This is a genomic window from Caulobacter sp. KR2-114 (genome assembly GCF_049446115.1).
Taxonomy (GTDB): Bacteria; Pseudomonadota; Alphaproteobacteria; order Caulobacterales; family Caulobacteraceae; genus Acaudatibacter.
This window is the reverse complement of sequence record NZ_JBMSEC010000002.1, coordinates 131,059-149,949: the sequence shown is the minus strand read 5'-3', so window position 1 is coordinate 149,949 and position 18,891 is coordinate 131,059. Positions and strand designations below refer to the sequence as shown.

At 70.8% G+C, this 18,891-nt stretch carries 15 protein-coding genes; 8 read left to right on the top strand and 7 right to left on the bottom strand.

Annotated elements, in window-relative coordinates; genetic code table 11:
* The first annotated feature begins 47 nt into the window (after positions 1-47).
* Positions 48-899: a pantoate--beta-alanine ligase gene (gene panC / locus ACO2Q3_RS06735; protein WP_423305791.1), complete on the top strand. Its 852-nt coding sequence runs from the start codon at positions 48-50 to the stop codon at positions 897-899.
* Between the two features lie 46 nt (positions 900-945).
* Positions 946-1,305 (top strand): GIY-YIG nuclease family protein, encoded by a 360-nt coding sequence (locus ACO2Q3_RS06730; RefSeq protein ID WP_423305790.1) that lies wholly within the window; start codon positions 946-948, stop codon positions 1,303-1,305.
* 227 nt (positions 1,306-1,532) lie between these two features.
* On the opposite strand, the gene ACO2Q3_RS06725 is transcribed toward ACO2Q3_RS06730, so the two are convergent.
* From ACO2Q3_RS06725 to ACO2Q3_RS06705, 5 genes are read right to left on the bottom strand one after another with little or no spacing between them, the layout of a single operon-like run.
* Positions 1,533-1,946, bottom strand: a complete 414-nt coding sequence (locus tag ACO2Q3_RS06725; RefSeq protein WP_423305789.1) for a DUF1489 family protein — start codon at positions 1,944-1,946, stop codon at positions 1,533-1,535.
* Positions 1,943-3,820, bottom strand: coding sequence for a biotin carboxylase N-terminal domain-containing protein (locus ACO2Q3_RS06720; protein WP_423305788.1), 1,878 nt, complete (start codon positions 3,818-3,820; stop codon positions 1,943-1,945). The genes ACO2Q3_RS06725 and ACO2Q3_RS06720 overlap by 4 nt, the downstream gene beginning before the upstream one ends.
* Positions 3,817-4,710, bottom strand: coding sequence for a DUF3667 domain-containing protein (locus ACO2Q3_RS06715; RefSeq protein WP_423305787.1), 894 nt, complete (start codon positions 4,708-4,710; stop codon positions 3,817-3,819). Before ACO2Q3_RS06715 ends, ACO2Q3_RS06720 begins: the two co-directional genes overlap by 4 nt.
* Positions 4,711-4,737: 27 nt before the next feature.
* Positions 4,738-5,580: an enoyl-CoA hydratase-related protein gene (locus tag ACO2Q3_RS06710; RefSeq protein ID WP_423305786.1), complete on the bottom strand. Its 843-nt coding sequence runs from the start codon at positions 5,578-5,580 to the stop codon at positions 4,738-4,740.
* Positions 5,581-5,599: 19 nt separating this feature from the next.
* The gene (locus ACO2Q3_RS06705; protein WP_423305785.1) at positions 5,600-7,210 is read right to left on the bottom strand and encodes a carboxyl transferase domain-containing protein; all 1,611 of its coding nucleotides are present in this window, start codon (positions 7,208-7,210) and stop codon (positions 5,600-5,602) included.
* Between the two features lie 113 nt (positions 7,211-7,323).
* On the opposite strand from ACO2Q3_RS06705, the gene ACO2Q3_RS06700 reads away from it, so the two are divergent.
* The 4 genes from ACO2Q3_RS06700 to ACO2Q3_RS06685 all read left to right on the top strand — a co-directional run bounded on the left by ACO2Q3_RS06700 (position 7,324) and on the right by ACO2Q3_RS06685 (position 13,736).
* Complete coding sequence (locus ACO2Q3_RS06700; protein WP_423305784.1) at positions 7,324-9,105, top strand: patatin-like phospholipase family protein; 1,782 nt, start codon at positions 7,324-7,326, stop codon at positions 9,103-9,105.
* A gap of 158 nt (positions 9,106-9,263) precedes the next feature.
* On the top strand, positions 9,264-9,908 hold the full coding sequence (locus ACO2Q3_RS06695; RefSeq protein WP_423305783.1) for a chromosomal replication initiator DnaA: 645 nt from the start codon (positions 9,264-9,266) through the stop codon (positions 9,906-9,908).
* Between the two features lie 95 nt (positions 9,909-10,003).
* Positions 10,004-12,220 carry an RNA degradosome polyphosphate kinase gene (locus tag ACO2Q3_RS06690; RefSeq protein WP_423305782.1) on the top strand — a complete coding sequence of 739 codons (2,217 nt, stop codon included), beginning with the start codon at positions 10,004-10,006 and terminating at the stop codon, positions 12,218-12,220.
* Positions 12,221-12,227: 7 nt separating this feature from the next.
* Positions 12,228-13,736, top strand: coding sequence for a Ppx/GppA family phosphatase (locus ACO2Q3_RS06685; RefSeq protein WP_423305781.1), 1,509 nt, complete (start codon positions 12,228-12,230; stop codon positions 13,734-13,736).
* A gap of 36 nt (positions 13,737-13,772) precedes the next feature.
* Here ACO2Q3_RS06685 and rnd read toward each other — a convergent pair whose 3' ends face one another.
* The gene (rnd, locus tag ACO2Q3_RS06680; RefSeq protein ID WP_423305780.1) at positions 13,773-14,939 is read right to left on the bottom strand and encodes a ribonuclease D; all 1,167 of its coding nucleotides are present in this window, start codon (positions 14,937-14,939) and stop codon (positions 13,773-13,775) included.
* Between the two features lie 98 nt (positions 14,940-15,037).
* Between rnd and purM the strand changes: the two genes are divergently transcribed.
* Positions 15,038-16,066, top strand: a complete 1,029-nt coding sequence (gene purM / locus ACO2Q3_RS06675; protein WP_423305779.1) for a phosphoribosylformylglycinamidine cyclo-ligase — start codon at positions 15,038-15,040, stop codon at positions 16,064-16,066.
* 64 nt (positions 16,067-16,130) lie between these two features.
* Here the strand turns inward: purM and ndk are convergent, their stop codons facing one another.
* The gene (gene ndk / locus ACO2Q3_RS06670) at positions 16,131-16,550 is read right to left on the bottom strand and encodes a nucleoside-diphosphate kinase (protein ID WP_423305778.1); all 420 of its coding nucleotides are present in this window, start codon (positions 16,548-16,550) and stop codon (positions 16,131-16,133) included.
* 204 nt (positions 16,551-16,754) lie between these two features.
* On the opposite strand from ndk, the gene ACO2Q3_RS06665 reads away from it, so the two are divergent.
* Positions 16,755-18,638: an ABC-F family ATP-binding cassette domain-containing protein gene (locus tag ACO2Q3_RS06665; RefSeq protein ID WP_423305777.1), complete on the top strand. Its 1,884-nt coding sequence runs from the start codon at positions 16,755-16,757 to the stop codon at positions 18,636-18,638.
* The last annotated feature ends 253 nt before the right edge of the window (positions 18,639-18,891 follow it).

Sequence of the window (18,891 nt, the reverse complement as noted above, 5' to 3'; positions counted from 1 at the left end):
CGCCGCCCTCGGGCCATAAGCCCCGGCGCACAAGGAGCCGCCGCCGCATGACCGATCTCCCCACGGTTCGCACCAAGGCCGATCTGCGCGCGCGTGTCGCAGCCTGGCGCGCCGCCGGCGAGCGGGTGGCGCTGGTCCCGACCATGGGCGCGCTGCACGAGGGCCACCTGTCCCTCGTGGGGATCGGCCGCCAGCGCGCCGACCGCGTGGTGGCGACGCTGTTCGTCAATCCGACCCAGTTCTCGCCGGCCGAGGACTTCGAGGCCTACCCCCGCGACGAGGGGCGCGACGCCGGTCTGCTGGCGGCGGCCGGTTGCGACCTGCTCTATGCCCCCTCGGCCGAGGAGATGTACCCGCCGGGGTTCGCCACCAGCGTGGCGGTCGCCCATGTCTCAGAGGGCATGGAGGGCGCCGCGCGGCCGCACCATTTCGGCGGCGTCGCCACCGTGGTGACCAAGCTGCTGACCCAGGCCGCGCCCGACGTCGCCGTCTTCGGCGAGAAGGACTATCAGCAGCTGCAGGTGATCCGCCGCCTGGCGCGCGACCTGGATCTGCCGGTGGAGATCGTCGGCGGGCCCACGGTGCGCGCCGAGGACGGCCTGGCCCTCTCCAGCCGCAACGCCTACCTCACCCCCGAGCAGCGGGCGATCGCGCCAGCCCTGAACCGCGCCCTGCGCGCCTGCGCCCAGGCTGTCGCCCGGGGTTCGGCGGTGGACGTCGCCGAGGCGGCGGCGATCGACAGCGTGCTCGAGGCCGGCTTCGACAGCGTCGACTACCTGGAGGTGCGCTCCGCCGAATACCTGGAGCGCCTCGGCCCGGGCCCCATCGACAGCCCCGCCCGCATCCTCACCGCCGCCCGCCTGGGCCGCACCCGGCTGCTGGACAACGTGGCGATCTAGTCAACTTGGCGTTGTCGTCGGGTGGAGATCGAGCGATGCTCGACCCATGGGTGAGCAACGCCCCCTCATCGCCTGCTACATCATGAGCAACCGGCCGCACGGGACGCTGTACATCGGCGTGACCGCCAATTTGGAGGCGCGGGTGCAACAGCATCGGAGCGGCGAACTCGACGGCTTCACCAAACGATACGGCCTGCAGCGTCTCGTCTGGTACGAGCGGCACGACCTGATCATAGACGCCATCAAGCGGGAGAAGGCGCTCAAGCGTTACCTGCGGGATTGGAAGCTGAACCTGATCGAGACGATCAATCCCGAGTGGGTGGATCTTTATCCAACGCTCATGGGCGCTCCCGAGACGGGCCCGCTGGCGCATCTGACCGCGCACCTTCGTCCCAGGCCCATGTAGCCCACTCACTCACCGTCACCCTCGGGCGTCAGTCCCGAGGGTCCATGCACACGTGAGAATGAATGGCGCGCTTCGAAGGGCGCGCCACGACGGGGCGTTGCCGTTTCCCGCAACGCTCCGCTGCCGCTCGCGACTGCCTCGCACGCGTTCATGGATCCCCGGGACTGACGCCCGGGGATGACGGTGAGTGATGGGTGGAACGCCCGCCCTGCCCCCCCTCTCACCCCTCACCACGCCCCGATCTCGCGCAACTGCCGCGCCAGTTCGGAGGGGACGTCCTCGGCGCCCACGGCGCCGGCGAGGTCCGGCGGGGCGTCCTTGGCGTCCAGGTAGCGCCAGCCCTGGAAGGCCCGGCGAGGGGTCGGGACGGTCAGGATCACCTTGGGATCCAGGGTCACCTCGCAGCGGGACGCGGGGCCGGTTCCCACGGTGTCCACCGCCCAGATCCGCTGCCGCGACAGGATGAAGCCCTTGTACACCCGGTAGAGCGAACCGCCGTCGACCAGCTCCGCCGCCCGCTTCGGCGTCTGGCGGGTGCGCATCTTCCAGGGCTGGTCTTCGCCGATCTCGGCCTTCCACCAGGCGATCAGCTCCTCGACGGTGTCGCAGCCGACGCACAGCTTCACCAGGTTCAGCGTCACGCCGGCTCAAGGCGCACCAGCACCGCCCCTTCCGTCACCTGGTCGCCCACCGCGACCGACACCTCGGCCACCACGCCGTCGAACGGCGCGGTCATGGCGTGCTCCATCTTCATGGCCTCCAGGGTGACCAGCGGCGCGCCCTTGGCCACCTGGGCGCCCGCCTGGGCCGCCAGGGTGACGATCCTGCCCGGCATGGGCGAGCGGATCGCGCCGTCGCCGCCCTCCGGGCCGCCCTGCAAGCCCGCGCGGGGCCGCAGGGTCAGGGTGAAGGCGGCGCCGCCGCCGAACACCACCGCCTCGCCCGGCGCGCCGAAATCGACGGCCCCGATGGCGGCGGGATCGAACGCCGCGGCCCGCCGCACGCCATCGACGAACACCGTCGCCTCGCGCACCGGGGGGCGGTTCAGGCGCAGGCCCGTGGCGGCGGCCCAGGGCGAGGCCGGCTCCGGCTCGCGGCCCGCGTCGCGCCGCGCCAGCGCCGCGACCGCCGCCGCCGGAACGGTGGCTTCGGGCTTGGCCGTCAGCGCCTCCAGGCGGGCGTTGATGAAGTCGGTATCGAGCCTGGCGGCCAGGAAGTCGGGATGCGCGGCGCAGTTGGCCAGGAAATAGGCGTTGGCCCGCACCGGCCAGATCTCCACCGCGCGACAGGCCTCCGCCAGCCGGCGGGCCGCCCCGTCCCGCGTCGGCGCGTGGGCGATCAGCTTGGCGATCATCGGGTCGTAGTACGGCGAGATCTCGCCGCCCTCGGTCACGCCGGCGTCGACGCGCACCTCGTCCGGCAGGCGGAAACAGGTCAGCGGTCCCGTCGAGGGCAGGAACCCCGTGGCCGGATCCTCGGCGTAGAGCCGCGCCTCGATGGCGTGACCGGCGATCCCCAGCTGGTCCTGGGTGAGCGGCAGGGGCTCGCCCGAGGCGACGCGCAGCTGCCATTCCACCAGGTCCTGGCCGGTGATCGCCTCCGTCACCGGATGCTCGACCTGCAGCCGGGTGTTCATCTCCATGAACCAGATGCGGTCGGCCGAGAGACCCTCGGACGCGTCGGCGATGAACTCCACGGTGCCCGCGCCGACATAGTTCACCGCCTGGGCGGCCTTCACCGCCGCGGCGCACAGCGCCTGGCGGGTGGCCTCGTCCATGCCGGGGGCCGGCGCCTCCTCGATCACCTTCTGATGGCGGCGCTGCAGGGAGCAGTCGCGTTCGAACAGGTGCACGACATGGCCGTGCGTGTCGCCGAACACCTGCACCTCGATGTGCCGCGGGCGGGTGACGTACTTCTCCAGCAGCACCCGGTCGTCGCCGAACGCCGCCTTGGCCTCGCGCCGCGCCGCCGCCAGGGCGGCATCGAACTCGCCCGCCGCCTCGACCTTGCGCATGCCCTTGCCGCCGCCGCCGGCCACCGCCTTGATCAGCACCGGCCAGCCGATCGCCGCGGCCTCCGCCGCCAACCGATCGGCGCTCTGGTCCTCGCCGAGATAGCCGGGCGTCACCGGCACGCCGGCTTCCGCCATGAGCCGCTTGGCGGCGTCCTTCAGGCCCATGGCGCGGATCGCCGCCGGCGGCGGCCCGACCCACACCAGGCCCGCGGCCGCCACGGCCTCGGCGAAGTCGGCGTTCTCGGAGAGGAAGCCATAGCCCGGGTGGATCGCCTCGGCGCCGGTGTCCCGCGCCGCGGCCAGGATCTTCCCGGCCACCAGGTAGCTCTCCCCCGCCGGCGCGGGGCCGATCAGCACCACCTCATCCGCCTCGCGTGCGTGCGGCGCGTCGACATCGGCCTGCGAACAGACGGCGATGGTGCGCACGCCCAGGCGCCGCGCGGTGCGGATGATGCGCCGGGCGATCTCGCCGCGATTGGCGATCAGGAGAGAGGCGATCATGGGCCGACCTCATAGAGGCCGATGAGCAGCAGTCCAACGAGGATCACGGTGAATCCGATCAGCGAGCCGACGAAGAGCAGCAGCATCCGGACGAGGGTGCCGATCACCCCCAGTCCATAGGCGCCCTTCAGGTGGAAGAAGAGATGCACGGGCGAGGCGAGCATCAGCCAGGCGAACCCCGACCAGAGCTGTTCGAGCGCCAGAACGGTCGCCAGGAGCAGTCCCTGGAACGACAGCGAGTGCATCGAGAAGATCAGGTGGTCGAACATGTAGACGCCGCGCCGGAACACGAACAGCAGGCCCAGCAGGACCGCGCTGATCGGCAGGGCGAGAATGGAAAGCCGCTGCGCCCAGGTGGTCAGCTGGCTCTGGAAGGCGTCCGGGTGGGCCAGGGCATAGTTGGCCTTCTGCTCCATCCACTTGTTCAGCCGCTGCGAGCCCGCCGGACTGGCGCTGAAGGCAAGGTCGCTGTGCACGGTGAACGGCTTGCCGTCCGGGCGCTGGAGATGGAGATTCAGCGGCGGCCCGAGGCCCGCGGTGAAGAACACCAGCACCACCACGATCAGGAAGGTGCGAAACGGCGGGGCCTGCGGCGCGCGATGGCCGTCGAGATACTGCCGCGTCAGCCGCGCCGGCCGCAGCAGCAGATCCGGCAGGGTTCGCCACAGCCGGCCGTCGAGCTCGAACAGCCCCTCGATCGCCTCCCCCGCCAGGCGCGCCAGCGAGCGGTGATAGTCCTCCGCCGCCTGGCCGCAGGCGTGGCACCACGGCCCCTGCAGCGCGGTCGCGCAGTTCGGGCAGGGCGAGCCCACCGGCAGGGCGTGCTTCGGCCGCCGCCGCAGGAAGGCGATCGCCCCGTCCGCCGCGCCCGCCTCGACCTCGCTCGCCATCCGCCCCCGCTCCGCCCGGCGCCGGGTTCAGCCGCCGGCCCAGGTCGGCTTGCGGCGCTCGAGAAAGGCGCGCACGCCCTCCTGGCCCTCTGCGCCCACCCGCTTGACGGCGATCCGCCGGGCGGTCTCCTCCAGCAGGGCGTGGTCGATGTGGCGGCCGACGATGTGCTCCACCAGCCGCTTGGACTCCGCCACCGCCTGCGGCGCGCAGGCGGTCATCTCGTCGGCGATCCGCTCCATGGCCGCCTGCAGGCCCTCATGGCCGTCGACCACCTCGTCCACCAGGCCGATCTCGCGGGCGAAGGGCGCATCGAACACCCGGCCGGTGGCGAACAGGCTGCGCGACTTGCGCGGGCCGATGGCGGCGACGACGTACGGGCTGATGGTCGCGGCGATCAGGCCGAGCTTGACCTCCGAGAAGGCGAACCGGGCGTCGTTCATGGCGATGGCCAGATCGCAGGCGGCGACCAGGCCCGCGCCGCCGCCGAATGCGGAGCCCTCGACCAGGGCCACCGTCAGGGCCGGCAGGTCGTAGAGCCGCTTCAGCATCTCGGCCATCTTCATGGCGTCGTCGCGGTTGTCGTGCTCGGTGCGCTCGGCCGCGTCGCGCATCCACTCCAGGTCCGCGCCGGCCGAGAAGCTGCCGCCGGCGCCGCGCAGGAACACCACCCGCACCCCGTCGGCGCCTTCCAGGGTCTCGAACACCTGGCTCAGAGCGGCGATCACCTCCTCGTTGAAGGCGTTCTTGCGCGCCGCGCGGTTGATGGTGACGGTGGCCACCCCGTCCGGCGAGGCGTCGAGCAGCACCAGGTCCGACTGAGCGTCGGTGTCCTTGCCTTCGACCAGGGGGTCGGCGATCGGGTTGGGCATCGGCAGTCCTTCCTTGGGGCTACATCCGGAACACGCCGAAGCGCGTCTTGGGGATCGGCGCGTTGAGCGAGGCCGATATGGCCAGGCCCAGAACGTCCCTGGTCTGGGCCGGATCAATGATCCCGTCGTCCCAGAGATTGGCGGTGGCGTGGTAGGGGCTGCCCTCGGCCTCGTAGCGCTCGCGGATCGGCGCCTTGAACGCCTCTTCCTCGGCGAGCGGCCAGGTCTCGCCGCGCGCCTCCATGCCGTCGCGACGGATGGTGGCCAGCACGCTGGCGGCCTGTTCGCCGCCCATCACGCTGATGCGGCTGTTGGGCCAGGTGAACAGGAACCGCGGGCTGAAGGCGCGGCCGCACATGCCGTAGTTGCCGGCGCCGAAGCTGCCGCCGATCAGCACCGTGAACTTGGGGACCTCGGCGCTGGCCACGGCGGTGACCAGCTTGGCCCCGTCCTTGGCGATGCCGCCGGCCTCGTACTTGCCGCCGACCATGAAGCCCGAGATGTTCTGCAGGAACACCAGCGGAATGCCGCGCTGGCAGGCCAGCTCGATGAAGTGCGCGCCCTTCAGCGCGCTCTCGGAGAACAGCACGCCGTTGTTGGCCAGGATCGCCACCGGATAGCCCCAGATGCGGGCGAAGCCGGTCACCAGGGTGGTCCCGTAGAGGGCCTTGAACTCGTCGAACTCGGAGCCGTCGACGATCCGCGCGATCACCTCGCGCACGTCATAGGGCGCGCGCACGTCGGTGGGGACGATGCCGTACAGCTCCTGCGGATCGAACGCCGGCGGCGGGGCCTCGTCGCTCACGTCCAGGTCGACGCGCTTGACCGTGTTCAGGTTGGCGACGATCGAGCGGACGATGCGCAGGGCGTCCTCGTCGTCGGCGGCCACGTGGTCGACCACGCCGGAGCGCCGGCCGTGGGTCTCCGCGCCACCCAGTTCCTCAGCCGAGATCACCTCGCCCGTCGCCGCCTTCACCAGCGGCGGGCCGCCCAGGAAGATGGTGCCCTGGCCGCGGACGATCACCGTCTCGTCGCTCATCGCCGGCACATAGGCCCCGCCCGCCGTGCAAGAGCCCATCACGCAGGCGATCTGGCTGATCCCGGCTGCGCTCATCCGCGCCTGGTTGAAGAAGATCCGCCCGAAGTGCTCGCGGTCGGGAAACACCTCGGCCTGGTGCGGCAGGTTCGCCCCGCCGGAGTCGACCAGATAGACGCACGGCAGCCGGTTCTGCAGGGCGATCTCCTGGGCCCGCAGGTGCTTCTTCACCGTCATCGGGAAATAGGCGCCGCCCTTCACCGTGGGATCGTTGCAGACGATCATCACCTCGCGCCCGGACACCCGGCCGATGCCGGTGATGATCCCTGCGCCCGGCGCCTCGCCGTCGTACAGGTCGAAGGCGGCCAGCTGCCCCACCTCCAGGAACGGCGAGCCCAGGTCCAGCAGCCGCTCGACCCGCTCGCGCGGCAGCAGCTTGCCGCGGGCCACGTGGCGCTCGCGCGACGGCGCCGGCCCGCCCAGGGCCGCCTGGGCCACCCGCCCGCGCAGTTCCTCGACCAGGGCGCGGTTGACGGCGGCGGTCCGGCGGAAGGCCTCGCCCTGGGTGTCGATGCTGGAGCTCAGTTGCGGCATGGCCGGACGAATAGCCTGTTCCCTCCGCGGTCGGAAGTCGGGGCATTTTGCACCCCCAGCCGCCGGCCCTCGCCCAGCCTTGCGCACCTTTGTGGCCCGGATAACCTGCACCGGTGGCGAGCCTCACCGACTCCCTGCCCGAAACCGCCCTCACCCGCCTCTTCGAGCAGAAGATCCGGTCCGGCGAGGCCGTGTGGTTCTCCGTGCCCGGGGGCAGCCCGCTGTTCTTGGCTGGGGAACCCGCCGACCAGCTGTACCTGCTGCGCACCGGCCGCCTGGGGGCGGTGCGGCGCGAGGAAGGCCACGAACCGCAGTTCCTCGGCGTGATCCGGCCGGGGGAGCCGGCCGGGGAGATGGCGCTGATCGCCGGCGCCGTGCACTCGGCCAACGTGCTGGCGCTGCGCGATTCGGAAATCCTCGCCCTGCCCCGGGGCGAGTTCTTCCACGCCGCCGAGACCGACCCCGAGGTGATGACCCAGCTGGCGCGGCTGATGATCCTGCGCGCCCGCCAGACGGTGCGCCGGGCGCCGATCGGCGAGCCTTCGGTGTTCGGCTTCATGGCCGCCGCGCCGGACGCCCGGGCCCGCGACTTGGCCGAGGCCGTGGCCGCCGCCATCGGCCGGCTGGACTATTCGGTCACCGTGGTCGGCGCCGAGGCGCAGCACGCCCCCACCGAATGGTTCTCCAACGTCGAGCACGCCCACGACTTCGTGCTGTACGCCGCCGAGTCGGACGAGGCCGGCTGGATGACCCTGGTGGGACGCCAGGTCGACCGGCTGTTCCGGCTGGGCCGCGGGGCCGCGTCGCCGCCCCCCGCGCCCGACCTGCACGCCGGCGAGCCGCTGCAGAAGCAGGGGCTGGTCGACCTCGTGCTGCTGCAGGAGCCGGACTGCGCCGCCCCGGCCGGCTCGGCGGCCTGGTGCGACCTGCTGCAGCCGGCGCGGCTGTTCCAGATCCGGCTGGGCCACGCGCCGGACACCGAGCGCCTGGCCCGGGTGATCACCGGCCAGTCGGTGGGCCTGGTGCTGTCGGGCGGCGGCGCGCGGGCCTACGCCCACGTGGGCGCGATCCAGGCCCTGCACGAGCGGCGCGTGCCGATCGACTTCGTCTGCGGCGTCTCCATGGGGGCCATCGTCGGCGCGGGACTGGCCATGGGCTGGGACGACGCCGAACTGGACGACCGCATCCGCCGGGCCTTCGTCGACACCAGCCCGCTGGACGACATCGCCTTCCCGCTGATCGCCATGACCCACGGCTGGAAGGTGCGCGACCGGCTGGCCGAGCATTTCGGCGAGCGGCGCATCGAGGACCTGTGGCTGCCGTTCTTCTGCCTGTCCTCCAACCTGACGACCGGAGCCTACCAGCTGCACCGGCGCGGGCCCCTGGCCGAGGCCCTTCGCGCCAGCATCGCCCTGCCCGGCATCCTGCCGCCCAGCCTGTTCAACCACGAGGTTCTGGTGGACGGCGCGGTGATGAAGAACTTCCCGGCCGACATCATGCGCACGGTGCAGCTGGGGCCGATCGTCGGCGTCGACGTCAGCCGTGGGCGCTCGATCGAGGCGGAGGACGTCACCACCCCGCCCTCGGTCTGGCGCTGGTTCCTGTCCGGCGACTGGCGGCGCGGGCCGCCGATCGTCTCGCTGCTGATGCGGGCGGCCACGGTGACCAGTGGCCGCGACCTCGCCGCCGCGCGCGAGGCCACCGACGTGCTGATCCTGCCCACCCTGGACAAGGTCGAGATCCGCAACTGGAAGGCCTACGACCCCGCCGTCGCCGCCGGCCGCGCCGCCACCTTCGCCGCGCTCGACCGGCTGACCACCCCGGTCCAGGACCTGCGCCGGCGGCCGAGCATGGAGGACATCGCCGGCCGTCCACAGGCGGCCCTGTCCTCATGAGGGTTCTGGGGGCGCCCTGGGGACAAGATCGCGCGTCGCGGGGGGCGGCTGGGGGCGCGCGCCCTCAGGGTCTCGTGGGGCCGGCGTTCTCCTGATAGATTCGAGTCATAGTGACTGCCAACGGATCAAGTTCCCGGCCGAAGCAGCTCAGGCTGAAGTTGAAGCGTCCCGCCTCCTTCGCCAGGGCCGACTTCGTCCGTTCGCCGACCAACGCCCAGGCCATCGACGCCCTGGACGCCTGGCCCGATTGGCCGGGGGCGACCCTTGTGCTGGTGGGCGCGGAGGGCGTCGGCAAGTCGCATCTGGCGGGCGAATGGGCCGGACGGGCCGGCGCCCTGCGCCTGGATCCGGCGCAGACGGACTTTTCGGCCGCCGGCAGCCGGCCGGTGCTGCTGGAGGACGCCGACCGCGGCCCGACCGACGAGACCCTGTTCCATCTGCTCAACATGGCCGGCGCCAGCGGCGGCGTGCTGCTCACCGCGCGCACCCTGCCGGGGCAGTGGCCCGCCGCCCTGCCCGACCTGCGCTCGCGGCTGAACGCGCTGTACGTGGCGGAGATCACCCCGCCGGACGACGTCGTGCTGGAGGGCGTGCTGCGGAAATTCTTCCGTGAGCGGAATATTCGCCCGGCGGAGGATGTCTATCCCTACCTGTTGCGGCGCATAGAACGCTCTGTGCCGGCGGCGCTGGATATCGTCAGCCGTCTGGATGAAGTGGCCGACGCCGAACATCGCGACATCACCCGGGCGCTCGCGCGACAGATTCTTGAAAGTGACGACGAAACCCTCAACCTGTTCGATTGATGTCTTGCCGCTGCCACACGCGGGCGCCACCCTTCGCGTTCAAATTCGATCCCAGGCGTCGCGCGCCGCGTGCGCGGCGCAAGCCAGGCTAGTCCATGACCGATACGACCGTGGCGCGCGCCGCCACAAGTTCCACGCCGTCGACGCCCGCCCTCCCCGCCACGCCGCGCGCCCCGCTGCTGGACGAGCCGGAGCGGTTCTTCAACCGCGAGATCTCCTGGCTGGCCTTCAACCACCGGGTGCTCGAGGAGGCGGAAAATCCGCGCCACCCGCTGCTGGAGCGGCTGCGCTTCCTGTCGATCTCGGCCAACAACCTCGACGAATTCTACATGGTCCGCGTCGCCGGCCTGCGCGCCCAGGTGCGCGAAGGGGTGCGTGTGGTCAGCCAGGACGGCCTGACGCCGCACCAGCAGCTGCGCAAGGTCAACGCCGAGGCCAACGACCTGATGGAGGACCAGCAGCGGATCTGGCGCAACCTGCGCGCCGAGCTGGACAAGGAAGGCCTGCGGCTGCTCGACGCCAAGGACGTCACGGCGGCCGACCGCCCCGCGGCCGAGGAGATCTTCCTCAACCACATCTTCCCGATCCTGACGCCGCTGGCGATCGACCCGGCCCACCCCTTCCCGTTCATCCCGAACCTGGGGTTCGCCCTGGCGCTGAAGCTGCGCCGCCTGTCCGACAACCGCCAGCTCTACGCCATGGTGCCGGTGCCCAGCCAGGTCTCGCGGTTCTGGGAGATTCCCGTGCACGGCCACGGCCGTCGCAAGGCCAACCGCAAGTTCGTGGCCCTGGAGAGCTTCCTGATCCTGTTCCTCGACAAGCTGTTTCCCGGCTGCAAGGTCGAGGGGCGCGGCCTGTTCCGGCTGATCCGCGACAGTGACATCGAGGTCGAGGAAGAGGCCGAGGACCTGGTGCGTGAGTTCGAGCAGCGGCTGAAGCTGCGCCGCCTGGGCTCGGTGGTCCGCGTGAAGGTGCAGACCTCCATGCCCGACGACCTGCGCGAGTTCATCCTCGAGGGCCTGGGGGCCGAGCCGCAGGACGTGGTGCGCCTGGACGGCAAGCTGGGCCTGGCGCAGCTGTCGGAGCTGATCCCCTCCGACCACCCCGACCTGAAGTTCCGCGCCTTCCAGCCCCGCTTCCCCGAGCGGATCCGCGACCACGGTGGCGACTGTTTCGCCGCGATCCGCGAGAAGGACATCCTGGTCCACCACCCGTTCGAGAGCTTCGACGTGGTGGTGCAGTTCCTTCGCCAGGCCGCCCGCGACCCGAACGTGCTGGCGATCAAGCAGACCCTCTATCGCACCTCCAAGGACAGCCCGATCGTCGCCGCCCTGATCGAGGCGGCCGACAACGGCAAGAATGTCGTGGCCCTGGTGGAGATCAAGGCGCGCTTCGACGAGGAGGCCAACCTGAAATGGGCGCGCGACCTTGAGCGGGCGGGCGTGCACGTGGTCTTCGGCTTCGTCGAGTACAAGACCCACGCCAAGCTGAGCCTGGTGGTGCGCCGCGAGGGCGATTCCCTGCGCACCTATTGCCACTACGGCACCGGCAACTACCATCCGGTCACCGCCAAGGTGTACACCGACCTCAGCCTGTTCACGACCGACCCGGCCATGGGCCGCGATTCAGGGCGGGTGTTCAACTACATCACCGGCTACGCCCAGCCCGAGCGGCTGGAGAAGCTGTCGGTTTCGCCGCTGATGATGAAGGGCGACCTGCTGCGGATGATCGCCGCGGAGGCCGACAACGCCCGCGAGGGCAAGCCGTCGGGCATCTGGGCCAAGCTGAACGCCCTGGTGGATCCGGAGATCATCGACGCCCTCTACGCCGCCAGCGGCGCCGGGGTGCCGATCGACCTGGTGGTGCGCGGCATCTGCTGCCTGCGCCCGGGCATCGCCGGCGTCTCGGAGACCATCCGGGTGAAGAGCATCGTCGGCCGCTTCCTGGAGCACGCCCGCATCGTCGCCTTCGCCAACGGCAAGGCCATGCCCTCCACCGAGGCGCGGGTGTTCATCTCCTCGGCCGACTGGATGCCGCGGAACCTCGACCGCCGGGTAGAGGTTCTGGTCCCGGTGGAGAACCCCACCGTCCACCAGCAGGTGCTTCAGCAGATCATGGTCGCGAACCTGAATGATGAAGCGCAGAGTTGGTTTCTCGACCCGGAAGGGGCATACCATCGGGCGTCCGGCTGGAACCGGAAGGGCGCCTTCTCGGCCCACGACTATTTCATGACCAACCCCAGCCTCTCAGGGCGGGGTCACAAGGTGAAGGACCTGCCGCGCGCGTTCGATCATGTGGGCGCAAGACGATAGATCCCGGATGAACGACGCCGCCGTCATCGACGTCGGCTCCAACTCCGTGCGCCTTGTGCTCTACCGGCTGGAAGGCCGGGCGGTGTGGACCGTCTTCAACGAAAAGGTGCTCGCCGGCCTGGGTCGCGACCTGGCCGTCACCGGCCGGCTGTCGCCCGAGGGGGTCGAGGCCGCCATCGCCGCCCTGACCCGGTTCAAGGCGCTGCTGGACGCCGGCCGGCCGGCGCAGATCTATGCCGCCGCCACCGCCGCGGTGCGTGACGCCAAGGACGGCGAGGCGTTCTGCCGGCGGGTCAAGGCGGAGACCGGGCTGACGCTCAGGGTGCTGTCGGGCAAGGAAGAGGCCAGGTTCGCAGCCTACGGCGTGGCCGCCGGCTGCCCGCGCGGCGGCGGCATCGTCGGCGACCTGGGCGGCGCCAGCCTGGAGCTGATCCGCCTGGAGGACGGTGAACCCGGCGACGGCCTGACCCTGCCGCTGGGCCCGTTCGCGATGATCGACCAGGGCCGGTTCGACCCTGATCGGGTCAAGGCGGTGGCGATGAAGGCGATCGCCCCGGTGACCGCGCGGCTCAAGGCCGACACCCTGAACGCGGTCGGCGGCGCCTGGCGCAGCCTCGCCATCCTGCACATGAGGATGACGGACTATCCTCTTGAAATCGTTCATCAATACGAGATGACCCGCCGCGAGGCGCTGGACGCCGCCCGGATCATCGCCCGCCAGTCGAAGTCCTCGCTCGACCGCATCGAGGGCATTTCCCGCCGCCGCCTGGAAACCCTGCCGCACGCCGCGGCGGTGATGGAGGCGGTGGTCGAGAGCCTGGACATCCAGCGGGTGGTGATGTCGGCCTACGGCCTGCGCGAGGGGCTGCTGTACGACGGCATGGCGCCGGCGCTGCGCGCCCAGAACCCGCTGATCGCCGGGTGCGCCGCCCTGGGGGCGCGGCAGGGGGTCAACGAGGACCTGGCCCCGGCGCTGGAGGCCTGGCTGGCCCCGGCCTTCGCCACCCTGGACCCGGTGTTCGGCCAGCGCGACCCGGTGCTGCTGGCCGCCGCCTGCCGGCTGGCGGACCTGGGAGCCAGGCTGCACCCCGATCACCGGGCCGACCTGCTGTTCGAACAGGTGCTGCGCGCGCCGATCGCCGGCATGGACCACGCCGAGCGCGTGTTCCTGGCCTGCGCCGCCTTCGGCCGGCACACGGCGGCGATGACCATTCCCGAGCCCGAGCTGGTGGCGCGGCTGCTCAGCCACGACCGCTATCGCCGCGCCCGCGCCCTCGGCAGCGCCATGCGGCTGGGCTGCGACCTGTCGGGCCGCAGCGCCGAACTGCTGGGCCACGCCCGCCTGGAGTTCAAGCCGAACACGGTGCTGGTGCAGGCCGAGGAGGACTGGGCGGGCATGCTGCTGGGCGAACAGACCGCCAAGCGCGCCGCCGCCCTGGCCACCCTTCTGGACCGCGAAGCCAAGCTGCGCCCGGTCAAGGGCGTCTTCGCCCGCAAGGTCGTGGCCGCGGAATAGTTCGCACGCTTCCTGCGCGCGCGGGCGAAGACAGGTTCAGGCCTTCTGCGCCCGGCGCACCGGCACCACCCGCACCCGCGCGCCGTCCAGCACCAGGGCCAGTTCGCCGCGCTTGAGCTTCAGGGCGTCCTCGCCGAACGCCTCGCGCCGCCAGCCGTGCAGGGCGGCGCTGTCGGCCTCGTCGTCGTTGGCGATCTTCTCGAGGTCCGAAACCGTGGCGATCAGCTTGGAGGCGACGCCGGCGTCCTCGGCCCGGGCCTTGAGCAGCACCTTCAGCAGCTCGACCACCGCGCCGGCGGCGGGCGAGGACGGCGCATGGTTGCGCTCGATCACCGGGGCGTAGGCCTCGGGGTCCTTCAGGGCCGCGCGGATCGCCTCCAGCAGCTCGGGCCCGAACTTCGAGCCGGAGAAGCCCTTGGGCACCGAGCGCAGCCGGTTCAGGCCGTCGGCGTCCGTGGGCGCCTGGGTGGCCAGCTCGTCGATCGCCTCGTCCTTGAGGATGCGGCCGCGCGGCTGGTCGCGGGTCTGGGCGGTGCGCTCGCGCCAGGCGGCGACGGCGCGGAACACCGACAGGTACTTGGCCGCGTGTCGGCGCGGCTTCAGCCGCTTCCAGGCGTTCTCCGGCTCGACGTCGTACAGCGCCGGGTCGGCCATGGCCTGCATCTCCTCGGTCACCCAGGCGATCCGGCCGGCCTTTTCCAGCCGCTGGCGCAGCATCGGATAGAGGGCCGCCAGGTGGGTGACGTCGGCCAGGGCGTAGGTCAGCTGGGCGTCGGTCAGCGGCCGCCGCGCCCAGTCGGTGAAGCGGCTCGACTTGTCGATCTCGATCTTCAGCATCTGCCGCACCAGGGCGTCGTAGGCGATCTGCTCACCGAAGCCCGCCGCCATGCCGGCGATCTGGGTGTCGAACAGCGGCCGCGGCATCGCCGACAGGTTGTTGAAGATCTCGACGTCCTGGCGGGCGGCGTGGAACACCTTCTCGATGCGCTCGTCGCGCAGAATTTCCAGGAACGGCTCCAGGTCGATGCCGTCCGCCAGGGGGTCGATCACCGCCTCGGCGCTGGGGGCCGCGGCCTGGATCAGACACAGTTTGGGCCAGTATGTGGTCTCGCGCATGAACTCGGTGTCCACGGCGACGAAGGGCTGGCCTTTCAGTTTCTCGCAAAACGCCGCCAGTTCGGCGGTGGTCGTAATCGGCGTCATCGGCTAGCTATAGCGCCGCCAGCGGTCGAGTCTGCAAGCGCGAACCGTTGTCGCCACGTCATTTCCTTCACGCTTTTGTCCCGGAACACCCTACGACCATGACCGAACGCCGCAATGGCCTGACCTATGCTGAGGCCGGCGTCGACATCGATGCGGGCGCCGCCCTCGTCGAGAAGATCAAGCCGCTGGCCAAGGCGACCCGCCGGCCTGGGGCCGACGCCAGTCTGGGCGGCTTCGGCGCCCTGTTCGATTTGAAGGCCGCCGGCTACGACGATCCGCTGCTGGTGACCACCACCGACGGCGTCGGCACCAAGCTGAAGATCGCCATCGAGACGGGCCTGGCCGACACCGTGGGCATCGACCTGGTGGCCATGTGCGTCAACGACCTGCTGGCGCAGGGCGCCGAGCCGCTGATGTTCCTGGACTATTACGCCACCGGCAAGCTGGACGTGGAGATCGCCGCGCGCGTGGTGGCGGGGATCGCCGAAGGCTGCCGCCAGGCCGGCGCGGCCCTGGTGGGCGGCGAGACCGCCGAGATGCCCGGGATGTATGGCGAGGGCGACTACGACCTGGCCGGCTTCTCGGTCGGGGCGGTGAACCGTGGCGCGGTGCTGCCGGCGCTGGACGCCCAGCGGCCCGGCGACCTGCTGATCGGCCTCGGCTCGTCCGGCCCGCATTCCAACGGCTATTCCCTGGTGCGTCGGATCGTCGCCCAGTCGGGCCTGGCCTGGGACGCCCCCTGCCCGTTCGCCGAGGGCCAGACCCTGGCCCAGGCGCTGATGGCCCCCACCCGCATCTATGTGCAGAGCGTCCTGCCCCTGGCCAAGGGCGGCCTGATCAAGGCCGCGGCGCACATCACCGGCGGCGGGCTGATCGAAAATCCGCCGCGGGTGATCGCCGAAGGCCTGGTCGCGGCGTTCGACTGGGCCAGCTGGTCGCTGCCGCCGGTGTTCGCCTGGCTGCAGGCCGAAGGCGGCGTCGCCGACGCCGAGATGCGGCGCACCTTCAACTGCGGCGTCGGCCTGGTGCTGGTGGTGGCCAAGGACAAGGCCGAGCCGGTGCTGGCCGCCCTGTTGAACGCCGGCGAGGACGCCTTCATCTGCGGCCAGCTCGAAGCCGCCGCCTGAAACGAAAAACGCCGCCGGACCTGAGGGACCGGCGGCGCTTCTCAAACGATCGACGCGGCTGAAATCAGCCCGGGATGTCGGCCTCGGTGAAGAACTGGGCGATCTCGATCGCTGCGTTCTCCAGGCTGTCGGAGCCGTGCACCGAGTTCTCGCCCACGGACAGGGCGTAGAGCTTGCGGATGGTGCCCTCGGCGGCGTTCTCGGGGTTGGTGGCGCCCATCACCTCGCGGTAGCGGGCGACGGCGTTGTCGCCTTCCAGCACCTGCACCACCACCGGCTCGGAGGTCATGAATTCCACCAGCTCGCCGTAGAACGGGCGCTCCTTGTGGACTTCGTAGAACTTTTCGGCCTGGGCCTTGGACATCTGGATGCGGCGTTGCGCGACGATGCGCAGTCCGGCGTCTTCGATCACCGCGTTGACCTTGCCGGTCAGGTTCCGCTTGGTGGCATCCGGCTTGATGATCGAGAAAGTGCGTTCGGTCATGGTCTTTGAAAAGGCCCGCTGAAGGTTTGGATTTTGTTGGGTGGGCGCTTATAACGACGCCCGTCGCGTCCGCCAAGGCGGTGCGCGCGAAAGGACCCGTCGTGACCAGCATCAGGACCGAGAGACAGGACTGACCCCGCATCCCGCCGCGCGGCGGACGACGCCCTGATTCTGTTTGCTCTCTCCTAAACGGTCCTTTCCATCATGCTTCGCATCAACGACCTCGTTTTCGACGCCTGGGGGCGCCGGTTCTTCGACCACGCCAGCGTCAGCCTGCCGCCCGGGGCCAAGGTGGGGCTGGTCGGGCGCAACGGCGCCGGCAAGTCCACCCTGTTCAAGATCATCCTCGGCGAACTCACGCCGGGCGACGGCGACATCTCAATGCCCCGCGACGCCCGCATCGGCGCGGTGGCGCAGGAGCATCCCGCCACGCCGGTCTCGCTGCTGGACACCGTGCTGGAGGCCGACGAGCGCCGCGCCCGGCTGATGGCCGAGCTGGAGACCGCAGAGCCCGAGCACCTGGGCGAGATCTACCACCAGCTGGCCGCCATCGACGCCGACCGCGCGCCCGCCAGGGCGGCCGAGATCCTCGCCGGCCTCGGCTTCTCCAACGAGGACCTGGCCCGGCCGATGGCCGAGTTCTCGGGCGGCTGGCGCATGCGCGTGGCCATGGCCGCGGCCCTGTTCGCCGAGCCCGACCTGCTGCTGCTGGACGAGCCGACCAACTACCTGGACCTGGAAGGCGCCCTGTGGCTCGAGGCGCGGCTGAAGAAATATCCGCACACCGCCCTGATCATCAGCCACGACCGAGAACTGTTGGACCACTCGGTGGACGCCATCCTGCACCTCACGGAGGGCAAGCTGGAGTTCTACACCGGCAACTTCACCGAGTTCGAGCGCCTGCGCGGCGAGAAGCAGCGGCTGCAGGAAGCCACCCGGGTGAAGATCGAGGCCAAGCGGGCGCACATGCAGTCGTTCGTGGACCGCTTCCGCGCCAAGGCCTCCAAGGCCCGCCAGGCGCAGTCGCGGATGAAGGCCATCGCCAAGCTGCAGGACATCGCTCCCTCGATCGAGGAGCACGTGGCGCCGTTCCTGCTGCCCTCGCCGGAAAAGCCCCTGCCGCCCCCGCTGATCCGGCTGGAGGGCGCGGCGGTCGGCTATGGCGGGCCGCCGATCCTGAAGGGCATGAACCTGCGGCTGGACCTGGACGACCGCATCGGCCTGCTGGGCGTCAACGGCGCCGGCAAGTCGACCTTCGCCCGCATGCTGGCCGACGACCTGAAGCTCAGCGCCGGCCACATCCAGCGCGACCGGCGCATGAAGGTGGCCTGGTTCCACCAGCACCAGATCGAGGCGATGGATCCGGACGACACCCCGCTGATGATCATCCGCCGGGCGCTCCCCGAGGCCAGCGAGGCCCAGAGACGCTCCAAGCTGGCGCAGTTCGGCCTGGGCTTCGAAAAGGTCGAGACGCGGGTCGAGAGCCTGTCCGGCGGCGAGCGCGCGCGCCTGCTGCTGAACATGATCGCCATGGATCGGCCGCACCTGCTGATCCTCGACGAGCCCACCAACCACCTGGATATCGACAGCCGCCGGGCGCTGACCGAGGCGCTGAACGACTACGAGGGGGCGGTGATCCTGATCACCCACGACCGCTCGCTGATGGAGCTGGCGGCGGACCGGCTGTGGCTGGTCAGCGATGGCCACGTGAAACCGTTCGACGGCGACATGGACGACTACGCCAAGTTCGTGCTCGACCGCGCCCGCCGGGCGGCCCGCGTCGCCTCGCAGACCGCCGCCAAGGTCGCGCCGGAGGCCGAGTCCCCTCCGCCGCCGGCGCCGCCAAGGCCACGGCCGGCGCTGGCCCCGCTGAAGCGCAAGCTGGAGGCGGCCGAGCAGGTGCTGGCGCGCGAGACCGCCGCCCTGGCCGAGATCGACCAGGCCCTCGCCGATCCGGCGCTGTACGTGAAGACCCCGGCCAAGGTCGCCGAGCTGAACGTCAGGCGCGAGCGCCTGGCCGCCCGCGTCGCCACCGCCGAATCGGCCTGGATCGCCCTGGCAGAAGAGGTGGAGGCCGCGGAGGGGTAGCGGAGTCTAGGTTCTCAACCCCGCGAACGGCCGAGCGCCAATCCCCCCACCAGCTCATCCCGGCGAAGGCCGGGACCCAGGCAAAAGCCCGCGGATCACTGGATTGGAGCCCGTGTTTGGCTCGAGAAGCATCCTGCCGGAGGCGAATCTTGCCTGGGTCCCGGCCTTCGCCGGGATCAACAGTTGTGGGGGAACCGTTGGGTGGAGCCCGTGTGGGCTAGCATTCACCGGCGCCTAGCCACGAAACCCCCAC